This window comes from Dyadobacter sp. UC 10, assembly GCF_008369915.1.
Lineage (GTDB): Bacteria > Bacteroidota > Bacteroidia > Cytophagales > Spirosomataceae > Dyadobacter.
Genome location: NZ_VSRN01000001.1, coordinates 5,920,230 through 5,932,896 on the forward strand (window position 1 = coordinate 5,920,230; position 12,667 = coordinate 5,932,896).

14 protein-coding genes are annotated in these 12,667 nt (G+C 46.9%); 5 read left to right on the top strand and 9 right to left on the bottom strand.

The window, feature by feature from the left end; genetic code table 11:
• Positions 1-46: 46 nt before the first annotated feature.
• Together FXO21_RS24570 and FXO21_RS24575 are read right to left on the bottom strand one after the other, a co-directional pair.
• The gene (locus tag FXO21_RS24570; protein WP_225865847.1) at positions 47-280 is read right to left on the bottom strand and encodes a hypothetical protein; all 234 of its coding nucleotides are present in this window, start codon (positions 278-280) and stop codon (positions 47-49) included.
• A 76-nt stretch (positions 281-356) separates the two neighbouring features.
• Positions 357-986, bottom strand: a complete 630-nt coding sequence (locus FXO21_RS24575; protein WP_149642565.1) for a pyridoxamine 5'-phosphate oxidase family protein — start codon at positions 984-986, stop codon at positions 357-359.
• A gap of 81 nt (positions 987-1,067) precedes the next feature.
• Between FXO21_RS24575 and pdxR the strand changes: the two genes are divergently transcribed.
• The gene (gene pdxR / locus FXO21_RS24580) at positions 1,068-2,528 is read left to right on the top strand and encodes a MocR-like pyridoxine biosynthesis transcription factor PdxR (RefSeq protein WP_149642566.1); all 1,461 of its coding nucleotides are present in this window, start codon (positions 1,068-1,070) and stop codon (positions 2,526-2,528) included.
• A gap of 25 nt (positions 2,529-2,553) precedes the next feature.
• A complete protein-coding gene (locus FXO21_RS24585) occupies positions 2,554-3,768 on the top strand; it encodes an MFS transporter (protein WP_149642567.1) in 1,215 nt (404 codons plus the stop codon).
• On the opposite strand, the gene FXO21_RS24590 is transcribed toward FXO21_RS24585, so the two are convergent.
• The gene (locus FXO21_RS24590; RefSeq protein ID WP_225865848.1) at positions 3,739-4,143 is read right to left on the bottom strand and encodes a helix-turn-helix transcriptional regulator; all 405 of its coding nucleotides are present in this window, start codon (positions 4,141-4,143) and stop codon (positions 3,739-3,741) included. The genes FXO21_RS24585 and FXO21_RS24590 overlap by 30 nt on opposite strands.
• 118 nt (positions 4,144-4,261) lie before the next feature.
• Here FXO21_RS24590 and FXO21_RS24595 point away from each other — a divergent pair, with 118 nt between their 5' ends.
• Positions 4,262-4,540 carry a hypothetical protein gene (locus FXO21_RS24595; RefSeq protein WP_149642568.1) on the top strand — a complete coding sequence of 93 codons (279 nt, stop codon included), beginning with the start codon at positions 4,262-4,264 and terminating at the stop codon, positions 4,538-4,540.
• A 27-nt stretch (positions 4,541-4,567) separates the two neighbouring features.
• Here the strand turns inward: FXO21_RS24595 and FXO21_RS24600 are convergent, their stop codons facing one another.
• Both FXO21_RS24600 and FXO21_RS24605 read right to left on the bottom strand, forming a co-directional pair.
• Positions 4,568-5,110, bottom strand: a complete 543-nt coding sequence (locus FXO21_RS24600; RefSeq protein ID WP_149642569.1) for a pyridoxamine 5'-phosphate oxidase family protein — start codon at positions 5,108-5,110, stop codon at positions 4,568-4,570.
• 80 nt (positions 5,111-5,190) lie between these two features.
• Positions 5,191-7,176, bottom strand: a complete 1,986-nt coding sequence (locus FXO21_RS24605; RefSeq protein WP_149642570.1) for a heavy metal translocating P-type ATPase — start codon at positions 7,174-7,176, stop codon at positions 5,191-5,193.
• A 247-nt stretch (positions 7,177-7,423) separates the two neighbouring features.
• Between FXO21_RS24605 and FXO21_RS24610 the strand changes: the two genes are divergently transcribed.
• The gene (locus FXO21_RS24610; RefSeq protein WP_149642571.1) at positions 7,424-7,927 is read left to right on the top strand and encodes a hypothetical protein; all 504 of its coding nucleotides are present in this window, start codon (positions 7,424-7,426) and stop codon (positions 7,925-7,927) included.
• Positions 7,924-9,723, top strand: coding sequence for a M64 family metallopeptidase (locus FXO21_RS24615; protein WP_149642572.1), 1,800 nt, complete (start codon positions 7,924-7,926; stop codon positions 9,721-9,723). Before FXO21_RS24610 ends, FXO21_RS24615 begins: the two co-directional genes overlap by 4 nt.
• 45 nt (positions 9,724-9,768) lie before the next feature.
• On the opposite strand, the gene FXO21_RS24620 is transcribed toward FXO21_RS24615, so the two are convergent.
• The 4 genes from FXO21_RS24620 to FXO21_RS24635 form a co-directional block, all read right to left on the bottom strand.
• On the bottom strand, positions 9,769-10,065 hold the full coding sequence (locus FXO21_RS24620) for a hypothetical protein (protein ID WP_149642573.1): 297 nt from the start codon (positions 10,063-10,065) through the stop codon (positions 9,769-9,771).
• 5 nt (positions 10,066-10,070) lie between these two features.
• The gene (locus FXO21_RS24625; protein WP_149642574.1) at positions 10,071-10,835 is read right to left on the bottom strand and encodes a ParA family protein; all 765 of its coding nucleotides are present in this window, start codon (positions 10,833-10,835) and stop codon (positions 10,071-10,073) included.
• Positions 10,836-11,156: 321 nt separating this feature from the next.
• The gene (locus tag FXO21_RS24630; protein WP_149642575.1) at positions 11,157-12,410 is read right to left on the bottom strand and encodes an MFS transporter; all 1,254 of its coding nucleotides are present in this window, start codon (positions 12,408-12,410) and stop codon (positions 11,157-11,159) included.
• A gap of 10 nt (positions 12,411-12,420) precedes the next feature.
• A complete protein-coding gene (locus FXO21_RS24635) occupies positions 12,421-12,660 on the bottom strand; it encodes a hypothetical protein (RefSeq protein ID WP_149642576.1) in 240 nt (79 codons plus the stop codon).
• Positions 12,661-12,667: the final 7 nt, after the last annotated feature.

The window sequence follows — 12,667 nt, forward strand, 5'->3', positions numbered from 1 at the left end:
TGCCCTATTAACAGGCTGCATCATTTCAAGAAATGCAGTCTGTTAACTATATCAGAACCGCAAGGGCTGGCTCGTTCTGATCGTCAGCCGAAGCCGTGGAATAAGAAAGTGAAACTCGCTGGCCAGTGCTTTCCGCAACTTCTAATAACTCAAAGAGTTTTTTCTCTCCCTCGATCCGCAAAGCCTCGTATAATATATTGCCGTAAAAAAACTCCTGAGAACCAAGTCCCTTCATCAGCGCAATTGATTGATAACGGTCAAAAATTTCCTTTCCGGTCATGGAATGCAAGATTTGAACTAATTCAACATCCTATTTTGACCGAAAGATGCCTTATCTCCCCGCAGGGTTGCACGGGCTACCGCAAATGTTCCGGCAACGGAATATCCTTACTAGACTCGTCTGGAACTGGTTGCAACCGTTGCATCGGGATCGGTATCAGCCCCGACCAGATCGGCAGTTCCAGGTCCTCTTCTTCATCCTTGGGCATTCCGTCCCTGGTTTTAGCCGAAGCCTCCCGGATTGAAAAGGCAAGCGCCGTTGTCCTGGTAATTTCACTTGTTTTCATCGGTCGCAGGTAAGACCAGCTGTTCGGGACAATCTTATTTGTAAGCCACTCGAAAGCAGCTGTTTTTGTTTCAATATCCTCGATCTTTTCAGCGTTGGAAAATATGGTTACTGACCGGTAATTCACCGAATGACTGAACGCCGATTTGGCAACAACCAGGGCATCCGTCAACATGACTGAAATGCAGACGGGAATACCCTTTTCAACTTCCCTGATAAAGTGACTTCCTACCGAGCCGTGAATATAAATCTTGTCTTCGTATCGCACGAAAGCAGTTGGTATTGCAAAGGGACGGTTATCGACTATAAAGCTGATCGTGCAAAACAAAGCTTCGTCGAGAATAGCGTTGATCGTCTCCTCATCATAATGCGCTCTTTTTGCGAGACGGCTGGGAACGAGGTGAGCGGGTATGTTTTTCATGACATTGTTTTTTCTCAAAATTCTCTTTTAATTGGACGGTGAGAATGATCCAATTATTTAAATTATGATAGTCCAATTGTCATGCAGGTTCTGTCTACGCTAATCGTAATTAATAGGAACGGGAAACTTCCCGTTTATCTGCAGATAGCAAACCAACTGATGGCGCTGGTAAAGGCCGGAACTTTGCGGCCGGGGTACAAATTGCTCAGTACCAGGGAGCTTGCGTCTTCGTTGAAAGTACATCGCCGCATGGTGGTGCAGGCGTATGACGAACTTCTTGCGCAAGGCTGGCTGGAAAGCCATACAGGGAAAGGTACTTTTGTGGCAAAGCATCTTCCTGAAACCCGGCCGGTTAATGTGGAATCAAATGTCCAAACACTTGCGGGTCAGAATAGGAAAGCGGGGTTTCAATTTGAATCACTTCCGCATTTAGCGAGGCCGGTGTTGAAACCAAATAGCAGGTTGCATCTTGACGACGGTTTCCCTGACCCGAGACTGGCCCCACGAGAGGATCTGGCAAGGGCATATCGCAGTCAGGTTTTGCAGGGAAACGCTTATTTGAGGCTTGGTTACGGCGATACGACGGGCTCTGCGTGGCTTCGTCAGCAACTTTCAGCGCATTTGAACGAAACCAGAGGGTTAAAGACAACTGCCAGCAATATACTGATCACTCGGGGCGTAATCATGGGTCTGCATCTGTTCAGTACGCTATTGCTGCGGCCTGGCGATCGTGTGGCCGTAGACGCTCCCGGCTGGTTCGGTGCAAATATGAATTTTGTGCAGGCAGGAGCGTCGGTCTGCGAAGTTCCTGTCGACCGGTTTGGAATGGATATGCAGGCATTGGAGCAAATATGTGAGCAAAAGCCGGTCCGAATGGTTTATGTGACATCTCACCATCATTATCCTACGACTGTTGCACTTCGGGCCGACAGGCGGATCGCGTTGCTGCGGCTGGCAGAGCAATACCGGTTCGCTATTTTTGAAGACGATTATGACTACGATTTTCACTACCAGAGCAAGCCGCTACTTCCTCTTGCAGGCGCGGATCCGTTTCAAATGGTGGTTTATTGCGGTTCTTTTACGAAAACAATATCACCTGCATTCAGGATCGGTTATCTCGTCGGTCCGGAAGATTTGATCTCCGAGCTTGCACTGCTGCGCCGTATTATCGACCGGCAGGGCGATCAGATGCTGGAAAACGCGGTTGCAGAATTGTTGCAGACGGGTGTGATTCAAAGGCATTTGCGAAAATCTGTTCGTGTATACAAGCAACGGCGCGACCTTTTCTGCGATCTTCTGAAAACCGAGCTGGGGAACTACGTTGATTTTCAGGCCCCTGACGGTGGCATGGCAGTTTGGACGCAGTTTGATGCTAATATAAATTTACCGAGGCTTGCCGAACAGGCTCTGCGGCGAGATCTGTTCCTCTCGGGTGCTGCGAGTCCTTTTGAAATAAAGACTAATGCAGTCAGGCTTGGATTTGCGTCCTCCAATCCGGACGAATTGGAAGAAAGTGTTGCAATCATCAAAAGTTTGTTGTGACATTTGCGGCTGAAAAGCTCCTGCTATGTTTATCAAAATCATAAACAGTTACCGTATTGCATTCAGCGGACTTAGCAGGGAGACCTGGCTGCTAAGCGTCGTAATCCTCGTGAACCGGTGCGGATACATGGCGGTGCCGTTTATGAGCATGTATATTACGCAAAATCTTCACAGAAGTATTGCGGATGCAGGCCTGATTATCACGCTTTTCGGTGCCGGATCGGTGCTGGGCGCCATGGCGGGAGGTTATTTTACAGACAAATGGGGCTTTCGGCCTGTGCAGGTACTTAGTCTCGTTCTCAGCGGCTTATTTTTTGTTTTATTCGGTCTTGTGACAGATTTTGCAATTCTCTGCGGTCTGGTGGTTATTCTTAGTTTTTTTGTTGAAGCATTCAAGCCTGCCAATAGCACAGCGGTTGCAGCTTATTCAACTACGGCAAACCTGACCAGGTCCTATGCGCTGAACCGGCTTGCGACAAATATCGGATTCGGGTTTGGGACTTCGGTGGGAGGGATCCTCGCGGCGATCAATTATCACCTGTTATTTTGGGTTGACGGTGTTGTGTACACGATGGCCGGGATCCTTATTCTGGTATTGCTGCCAAAATCGAAAGTGAACAGGGAGCAGACCACCGCGGAAGCGGACACTTTGGCCGGTAAGTCACCATGGAAAGATGGTTTTTTTCTCCGGTTTTTGCTGATGGTTACACTCTATATGATTTGCTTTTCGCTGCTTTTCAGACTGGTGCCGGTTTACTGGAAGGAAGAAATGCACATCGGGGAAGCAACGATTGGTATCTTGCTGGGAATGAACGGACTAATAATTGCATTGTTCGAAATGGTACTGATCCAGAACCTGCGTGACCGCTGGGCCGACTCGGTTTACATGGTGGCCGGTGTTGTCTTCAGTGCGCTTTCTTTCCTAGCACTGATTATACCATTTGTATTACCAATCGTCCTGGCGGGTTTTGCGGTGTTCCTGTTTACGATCGGCGAAATGCTCGCCATTCCTTATATAACCACTTTCGTGATGAACCGGGCAAGTGACAGCAGCAGGGGGAAGTATTCGGCTGCATACTCTGTGGCCCAAGCTGTTGCGCAAATTGTCGGACCAGCTGCCGGCGGTTACGTGGCTGCTCACTGGGGCTATCAGTCGCTTTGGGCAGGGCTGATCGTGGTGAGTATTAGCTGCGCATTGGGTTTCCGGCTGCTATTCCAGCGGGGTGTGAGGCTCGGTTGATTCGCCGGATTCGGCCTGACCGAGGGCTTTATCCAATTGTTCTTTGAGATCTTTGATCCGCTCTTCCTCCATTTCCAGTGCTTTTCTTTGCAGCTCGATGAGATCATCTTTCTTCATCATCACATAATTCTCTCTTGGCTCTTCAAACATGGGTGCCTCGCCGATAAGCTGGGCAACGGTCGCATTGAAGACTTCTGCCAGCTTAATCAGCTCTTTCAGAGACGGATCTCTCTTACCGGTTTCCCAGGCCGAGATGGTCTGTTTATCACGTCTCTTGATCTTTTCTGCAAGTTCGTCCTGGCTCCATCCCATCAACTCCCGATATTTTCTAATCTTCTCACCAGCTATTGACACTTTTTTAACTTTTGCCGACACTTTTTTCAGTTATTAGTATGTAAATTGTTGACTTTGTAATAACAATTATTTACCTTTGTATATATCATTTTTCGTAATACGCAAATTACAAAAATTAGCACACACAAATTCACGTCCAATGGAGGAGCTGCAAGCACGAGTTTCCGAACATGGTGGATTATCCATCAAGGAGCGCCTTTTAATAAGGTTTATTAAATCAAGAAACATTGTAGGTAAGAACTGGCGTGGCGTTCTGGCTGCCAGTGATCCATTTTTTAACACAAAGCTGGGAGGCGATTATCTGACTTCCGTTGCGCAGGCTGTGTCCGACAGCAGCCGCGGCAACGTGGACAGGATAGAGCGGGTAACGATTGCGCTTGAAAAAGTGGCGGGAATACGGTCTTTGCCTGTTGTATAGCAGGTATTAATGCAGGGGTTCGGGTAGCTATTCAAATATACCTGTTTCCATTCCGTCGAAACTGCGGACATTTTTCTGTTCCCAGTAGGTTCTGATCCCGTCTTCGCCCTTTTTCCGTGCCCAATTGTTGAGCTCGTTCCGTTCCTGGGAATATTCCATGAAGGGAACTGCCATTCCGCACGAGGTTTGGACGATATCTATTTCAATATCGATGAGCTGACGTGCGCCTTCCAGTTTGGGAAAAAGATCAATGTATTCAGTCCATGCCTTGTCGCGTGGGTGGTAAGCTTTACCTGTTCCGTATAGTCTGAGTATCAATGGCTTTCCTTCAAAAGCGCAGAACATGACTGTAATGCGGTTATTTTCGAGCAGGTGAGCCGCTGTTTCGTTGCCGCTTCCTGTGACATTCAGCCACATGACGCGATTTGGTTCGAGTATCCTGAACGAATCCATACCTTTTGGGGAAAGGTTGACCGTGCCCGAGCTCATTGCCGTGGCGACGAAGAATATCTTTTGTTTCTGAATGAAATCAGACAGTTCGGGCGTAACGTGCGTTAATTTTTTCCCCATTTGCAAATTAGTTATTTCAGAAGCCGGTCGTTGCTTCTGGTATGTTTACGCCAGCCGTTATAGTTGAGTTCCTGTTGCGTTCAGATTTTTTTACCCTGAATACGGAATGCATTCAGTATTGCTAGAAGGGCTACTCCTACATCTGCAAAAACGGCCTCCCAGAGCGTAGCGATACCGCCGGCTCCCAAAAGCATAACCGCCACTTTCACGCCCATAGCCAGGGAGATATTCTGGTAAACTACGCTTTTAGTGATCTTTCCTGCCCGGATAGCGGATACAATTTTAGAAGGCTGATCGTTTTGGATCACAATATCAGCAGTTTCAATCGCAGCATCAGAGCCGAGTGCGCCCATTGCGATACCGGCATCGGCGAGCGCAATTACAGGCGCATCATTCACACCGTCACCGACAAAGGCAATTCTTTTTCCCTGGTCTTTTAATCGCTGTACAATCGCTACCTTATCTTCCGGAAGCAAGTCGCCATAGCTTTGCTGTATTTTCAGCTCATTAGCAATGTGCGTCACTACCGCCGTTTTATCGCCGGACAGCATTATCGTTTCGATGTTGAGGGATTTCAAATCGGCCACAGTTTGTGCGGCATCTTCTTTTACCTCGTCAGCAATGATGAAGTGGCCGGCATATTTACCGTCAATTGCAACGGCGACTATCGTTTCGGGGATTTCCAGAAGAGCTCCGGGGTACGGAATCGCATATCGGTCAAGCAGTTTCAGATTTCCTGCCAGTATTTCTTTCTGATCCACATTTCCCGCTAGTCCGTGCCCGGCTATTTCTTTTACTTTGAGAGGTGTATAAAGTTCAGAACCAGTGGCATGGCTAACCACTGCCTTTGCAGCCGGATGTGTGGAATAGCTTTCGAGCGAAGCGGCCAGCGTGATAAATTGCCGGCGATCCAGGTCCGTTTCGACTTTCTGAACTTTGAAAACTCCTTTCGTTAATGTTCCGGTTTTATCAGAAACAACCGTATCTATTTTTGTGATAATATCCAGAAAATTAGCGCCCTTCACCAGAATACCATTCCGTGAAGCCAAGCCGATCCCGCCGAAATAACCCAATGGAATAGAAACAGTGAGCGCGCAGGGGCAGGCTATTACCAGAAAAACCATACCCCGGTAAAGCCACTGGTCAAAACTGTAATCAACTACAAAAAGGTAAGGCAAAACTATGATCAAAACCGCCAATAAAAAGACGATAGGGGTGTAGATCTTCGCCAACCGGCTGATCAGTAATTGGGTAGGGGCCTTTCGGGCCGTCGCTTCCTGAACCATTTCGAGGATGCGGGAAAGCTTGGAGTCTTTAAATAGGGTAGTCACGGTAATTTCTACCGCCTGCTCCGTGTTGATCATTCCAGCCAGTACCGGACTGCCTTTCGAGATTACGTCCGGGCGTGGCTCACCGGTGAGTGCTGCCGTATTGAATATACCGGAATCTGATTTGAGCTTACCGTCGAGCGCGACTTTTTCACCGGCTTTGACCAAAATGATCTCACCAATCGCCACACTATCAGGACTTACCGGCTTAGTCTGTTGGTCCCGGATGACGGTTACTGTATCCGGGCGAATGTCAAGCAGGGCTTTGATCGAATTTTTGGATCGATTTACAGCAATATCCTGAAATAATTCTCCGATCTCGTAAAATATCATCACCGCTACCCCTTCACTGAATTCACCAATGTAAAATGCACCCAGGGTGGCAATGGTCATCAGCGTAAATTCATTGAAAAAATCGCCGCGTGCTATCCGCCGAAAGGCGATTGCAATCGTTTTGTTGCCGGCCAATAAATAGGCAGTGAGCATCAGGGCTATTTCGACAGCCCTTTTAATTTCTACCTCTAAAATAAAGGTAATTGCCAGTGTGCCAAGAAGTATGGTCAGGCTCAGCCACAGCATCCACCTGCTTTTTAAAATACTTACCTCGCCACCATCGCCATGATCATGGTCGTGATCGTGATCGTGATCGGGTTCTGTTTTTGGATGGCCGTGGTTGTCGTGATCTGAGCAGCAGTGATCGGTATCCGGGTGAGTAAGCTTCGTTTCCTGAACTTTCATGATCGTTGGATTAGACTGTAAAGATAAGTCCGATAACCGTGCAACAGGGTTTCAGGTGCTGTAAATCAACTTGTTGCACCATTGTTGCAGCGTTTCTGGTCTGAATTCCAGCCAGGTACGCCTCAAACTTTTCAAGTTTTTGCCTGAGTTATTTTACGGTTTCGAATCATACACAACTGGTAACAGCAGCTATATGTTTTTGCCGCTTAAAGATTTAAATTTACCAATGCCCTATTCGACCAGTTGTATGTCTTTTCGATTACCCATATACACTATCTATTATTTTGTACTCATGCATCTGTCGAGCTGTACGCCCCGGCAATCTGCCCTTGATCTAAATGATGTTACGTTCTTTGATGCTGCCGCAGCAGATCAAATATTATTTCTCGAGTTCAGGGTGGGTTTTTCGAAAAAGGGTAGTCAGGAAGAAATAGGCCTGGTAAGTGCCATAGCTGGAAAAGGGAGAATTAAAAATCTGAGACGACCGGTAGAATCTCCCTATCAAATTCGGATCGTACCGCGGTACAGCGTCAGTGCGATGGAACTGCCATTGGTTTATCAGCATCCGCTGTTTCAGGAAGTAGAAGTTCCTGATCCATCCGGCGTAATCAAGCGGAGGAAGATGTATACAAAGGAAGGGACATTCACCATGCGCATGCAGGCCGACAGGAATATCGAAAAACTGGACATTTACAGTGTTACTCCGGAAAGAGGAGAAGTCAAAATTTACACCCTAAAATTGAAGCGATGAAAAAAAACTTTACCACACTATGTCTTTCCATATTTGCAGCTCAGGCATTTGCCCAAAATTTTTCCGTAGACACACTTTACAAAACGGGTCCTCTTATCAACAGGATCAATATAGTTATCCTGGGTGATGGTTTCACAGAAGCAGAGCTGCCGGAATTCAGGAAGGAAGCGAAAAAATTTGCTGATTTCTTTCTCGGTTACGCGCCGTACAACCGGTATCGGTCTTATTTCAATTTCTTTGCGATTTCAACGCCTTCGGAAGAAAGTGGCGTCAGCAACCCGGGAAACGCACCCGACGCTTACCCTCAGCAACCGGTAGGAATGAAGAAAACGTTTTACAGTGCCTCATTCGGATCGGCAATTCACCGGCTTGTCACAATTGATTATGGGGTCGCTTACAATGTACTTGCGGCCAATCTCCCTGATTATGACCTGATTGTAGTGCTGGTGAATACCACCTACTATGGGGGTTCCGGTGGTTCTGTCGCCGTCCACACTTTAAATGAAAGTGCCAACCTGATCGGCGTACATGAAATAGGACATACCTTCGCTTCGCTGAGTGACGAATATTGGGCAGGCCCGCAATTTGGTAGGGAGGCGGCTAATATGACCGCAATTTCTGATCCTGGGAATGTGAGATGGAAAAATTGGCTCGATGCGGAGGGCATTGGTGTTTACAGGCATGGCAGTGACGGAGAAGCTGCAAATTGGCACAAGCCGGCGAATGGAACCTGTTTAATGGAGTATCTGGATCAGCAATTCTGTGTAGTATGCCGGGAGGCTACTACGGAGCGGATCCTGAATGTTGTCAATCCGATTGAACAGGTCGCGCCGGATACTGTGGAAGCATTTTTTTTGGATAAACCGACTAAATTCAGTGTGCAACTGTTGGAACCCAACCCAAACAGCCTCAGCATTGATTGGAAGTTGAACGGAAAAGTGATTGCTTCCGGCACAAATGAGGTCACCATGGGGCCTGTCGGGCTGGCAACCGGTGATAAGATTACGGCAGTGATAGTCGACTCAACTTCGCTGAGCCGGTCAGATCTGGTCCGGGCATCGCGTGTACGGACCGTTGAATGGCGGCTAGAAACGAATCTCCCGGCAAGGTTCTCAGTCGAAGCAAGCGCAGATTCTGTATGCGAAAACGCACTGGTGACACTGAGGGCGACAGGTTGCGATGGTGCTGTTAGCTGGTCAACCGGCGCCTCGGGTGATACCGTCGTCATTTCCGCACTCCAAACTTCAAAATTTACCGCAACCTGCCAGAGTACGGGGCAATCGGCAGGGTTGACAATTAACGTGGCGCCTTCTCCTTTGGCTTTTGCTACCAATACCGGTCCGTATTTTCAAGGCGCGACGATCGACTTGCGCGCGGAAGGTGGAGCTACTTACGAATGGAGCGGCCCCCGAGATTTTACAGCCACTACCCAAACCGTATCCATTCCAGAAGCGCAGGTAACTCACAAGGGGACTTATACGGTCAAGGCAAGCAACCAGTTTGGATGCAGTGATACTGCGTCAACAAACGTCGTCGTAGAACCGATACTTGCGGTTGAAGATCCTGCAAATTCGTGGGTAAGGGTATCGCCTAATCCTGCAAGGGACTATATAAAAATTGAGACCGGTTTTAATGGCAATTCGGAGCTGGTACTAACCAATGCAGCTGGACAAATAATCGCCACAAAGACTTTCAGCAGAGAGACTGAAGTGAGAATCAACGCCGCTTCCGGAATTTACATTTACAAAATAACGAATGCAGAAAAGGAGTTCTCGGGCAAGGTTATCATAGAGTAGGTATCTCCGGAAACAAAAAAAGCCTCCTTAAAGGAGACTTTCGTTTTAATCTGTCAGAGATTTAGGCTTTCTGCCCACTTTCGTCCGGTTTCGGATCTTGTCTGGGCGGGGTCGGATTTCTTTATCCTCGAAATACAGCTTTAAAGATTCAAGGATGATATCTTTTTGGGTAAGCCCTTCCCAATATCCATAATCCTTCATGTTTTCCATTAAAATGTAATCACAGTCGAAGGTTACTTTGGTTGGCGCTCCCTCTATCACCTCGTTGGGTTTGTTTGGCTCTTCCTGAACATCGGTTACCAATGGAAGTGGCGCAAAATCAAATTTCCTCTCTTTTGCCATAAGTGTCAGTTATTAATTCGTTCCAGTATTTCTTTAGTTAGCTTGTAATAGTCTTCCGCTCCGTTGCTGGCGGGCGCGTAATCGAATATAGTTGTGCCGTTTGCCTGCGCTTCCGACAGTGCGATGTTATCGCGAATGTACGAATCCATAAATACATCACCAAGTTGGTCCCTGGTTGCATTGATCAGCTCGTGACTGATCTTTTTCCTGATCTTAGGGTTATAGCGTGTTGCAAATACGCCGCCCAGGTTTGTGCTCGGACTAATTTTCTTGATCTCTGCTGAGTAAACCAGGAAATTTCTCAAACCTTCATAACTTAAAAACTCAGCCTGCAGCGGCACATAATATTGGTGACACGAGACAAGCGCCAGTCTGGTATTTCCATACAGAGCGGGCGGGCAGTCGATGATCACGAAATCGTAAAGATCCTTTACTTTTTCCAATGCAATTTTCAGGTTGAAGGGAAACACAGGAGCCGATCTGATCGTATCCTCCCTGTGTATCATCTCGGCCGATCCTGGCAGTACATCAATATCCCCAACACGCTTCACAATCTCGTCAAATTCATATTCACCGGTGATGAACGAGCCACTGTCTTTCTTCAAACCTGCATGTGCAATTCCGAAGCTTTTCGTTAAACTGGCTTGTGCATCGAGGTCAATAACCAGCACCCTTGCATTTGCAAATTTGCTGAGACCGGCAGCAATGCTCTGAGCGGACGTAGTCTTTCCTACGCCACCTTTGTTGTTGACAATACTGATGATTTTCATTTAAAAGTATTATTAGTATAAAAAGTTAGTCGTTTATTCCAAGTCTGATGTGTAAATAAACGGAAAATATTTTTACTACTATTCCTTCTAAATAAAAAGCTTCAAAAGTTTTTGTCGTTGTAAATGTATAAATCTTTCTAAAAGAATAATAAGTATAAAAAGATTTTATTTTTGTAGTGAAGATGAATTTCTTTGTAAGAAATTGGTAAAGAATGATTTAGGTAGCGAAAATTAAAAATAAAAAAGCCCGCTGATTTTTATAGCGGGCTAATTAAATGAACGAATTTGGATACCTGACCGAACAGCTTACTGGTCATCGAGTCAAATCACAGTATCAGGCACAATTGGCGATACTGCTTTACGCATAACGTATTTGTGAATACGGTACATCAGTAAACCTGTAACTAATATGGCGAACACTACTACATTTCCCAGCATCGGATAATTTTCAATGTAACCCGTAGCAGTTTCGGACACGATATAGCCTGCGATCAATGAGGCAATACCGCCGGATATTTGCTGCACCGAAGAGTTGACACCCATGAATGCGCCACGGTCGTGTGGCTCCGGAACGGCACTCATCAATGCGGAAGCCGATATCATTCGGGCGGTAATTCCGACGAAAAGGAAAATGTTCAAAATAATAATAATCCAAAGCGGGGTTACGCTCAGATTGCAATAAATAAGCGTCATCACACAAGCAATTGCAGAGCCCCAAAGAAATATCTGGTACTTGCCTACCTTGTCGCTAAGCTTGCCGATGAGTGGGCTGAATGCAAGCATACAGATCCCGGTCACCATATACAAAGTCGGCAGTTGCGCTTCCTGAATGCCGAGGTTATTTACACCAAAAGCAGTGCCGAAAGGCATTAACATGAACCCGCCCGTCGCCAGCATAGTGGTAGCAGCGAAGCCCTGAAGATACTGCGGCTTAGAGATTGTCCGCCCCAAATGCTGAAACGCATTCCCCTGCGATTGCAATTTCAAGTGCGCATTAATAGGTCTCATATATGCGACAATCAGAATTCCGACGATTACGCTCAACCCAACGATCATCAGAAATGGTGCATGCCAGCTGAATTCTTTGGCCAGGTATAGTCCGATCGGGATACCGAGTACCTGGCTGCTCGCAAAGGCCATTTGAACAAAACCCATAACCCTGCCGCGAACGTGGATCGGGAAAAGGTCGGTGATAATTGCGAAACCTATCGAACCTATTACACCGCCAAAAAGGCCGGTGATAATGCGTGCCATTAACAGAAAATGATAAGTGGGCGCGATGCCGCAGAGGAAAGTGCCGACTACAAAACCGGTGTAGAAGAACATAAGAAGCTTTTTCCGGTCAAACTTGTCGGCAAAACCCGCTGTGAGTAATCCTGCCGCACCCGCGCTGAATGCATACGCGGAAACAACCAGACCGAACTGACTGGTGCTGATCGAAAGTTTTTCCAGCAATATATAGCCGAGCGGAGATAGTACCATGAAGTCCAGGACTACCGTAAACTGGAGGATCGCCAGCAGTGCAATAATGAATTTTTCGTACCCTGTGAAAGTGCCTTTTTGTTGTTCTGACATAAATGTTGGTTTAGTCTGTTAATTCTTCGCACGCGTAACCGGCCTGCTGCACGAGTGCAATGACGGGCGCACAATCGGGTTTGCTGACTTCCACACGCAGGACGTTGTCAATATCCGACAAATCAATATTCCATTTTAGAATTCCGGTTTGTCCGTCGAGCAAGCGGGAAATCGATTTCACGTGCCTTTTGCTGTTGATGTTAGTCCTGAAAACGAGGACAAATTCTTCTGTAAAGTTATCTTCATTCATAGCTGTT

Bases quoted from the DNA above. Each gene is read 5' to 3' on its own strand.
- FXO21_RS24605 (WP_149642570.1), bottom strand. From the start codon at position 7,176: ATGAAAGTTCAGGAAACGAAGCTTACTCACCCGGATACCGATCACTGC.
- FXO21_RS24595 (WP_149642568.1), top strand. From the start codon at position 4,262: ATGGAGGAGCTGCAAGCACGAGTTTCCGAACATGGTGGATTATCCATC.
- FXO21_RS24615 (WP_149642572.1), top strand. From the start codon at position 7,924: ATGAAAAAAAACTTTACCACACTATGTCTTTCCATATTTGCAGCTCAG.
- FXO21_RS24625 (WP_149642574.1), bottom strand. From the start codon at position 10,835: ATGAAAATCATCAGTATTGTCAACAACAAAGGTGGCGTAGGAAAGACT.
- FXO21_RS24620 (WP_149642573.1), bottom strand. From the start codon at position 10,065: ATGGCAAAAGAGAGGAAATTTGATTTTGCGCCACTTCCATTGGTAACC.
- FXO21_RS24635 (WP_149642576.1), bottom strand. From the start codon at position 12,660: ATGAATGAAGATAACTTTACAGAAGAATTTGTCCTCGTTTTCAGGACT.
- FXO21_RS24585 (WP_149642567.1), top strand. From the start codon at position 2,554: ATGTTTATCAAAATCATAAACAGTTACCGTATTGCATTCAGCGGACTT.
- FXO21_RS24610 (WP_149642571.1), top strand. From the start codon at position 7,424: ATGTCTTTTCGATTACCCATATACACTATCTATTATTTTGTACTCATG.
- pdxR (WP_149642566.1), top strand. From the start codon at position 1,068: ATGCAGGTTCTGTCTACGCTAATCGTAATTAATAGGAACGGGAAACTT.
- FXO21_RS24600 (WP_149642569.1), bottom strand. From the start codon at position 5,110: ATGGGGAAAAAATTAACGCACGTTACGCCCGAACTGTCTGATTTCATT.
- FXO21_RS24630 (WP_149642575.1), bottom strand. From the start codon at position 12,410: ATGTCAGAACAACAAAAAGGCACTTTCACAGGGTACGAAAAATTCATT.
- FXO21_RS24575 (WP_149642565.1), bottom strand. From the start codon at position 986: ATGAAAAACATACCCGCTCACCTCGTTCCCAGCCGTCTCGCAAAAAGA.
- FXO21_RS24570 (WP_225865847.1), bottom strand. From the start codon at position 280: ATGACCGGAAAGGAAATTTTTGACCGTTATCAATCAATTGCGCTGATG.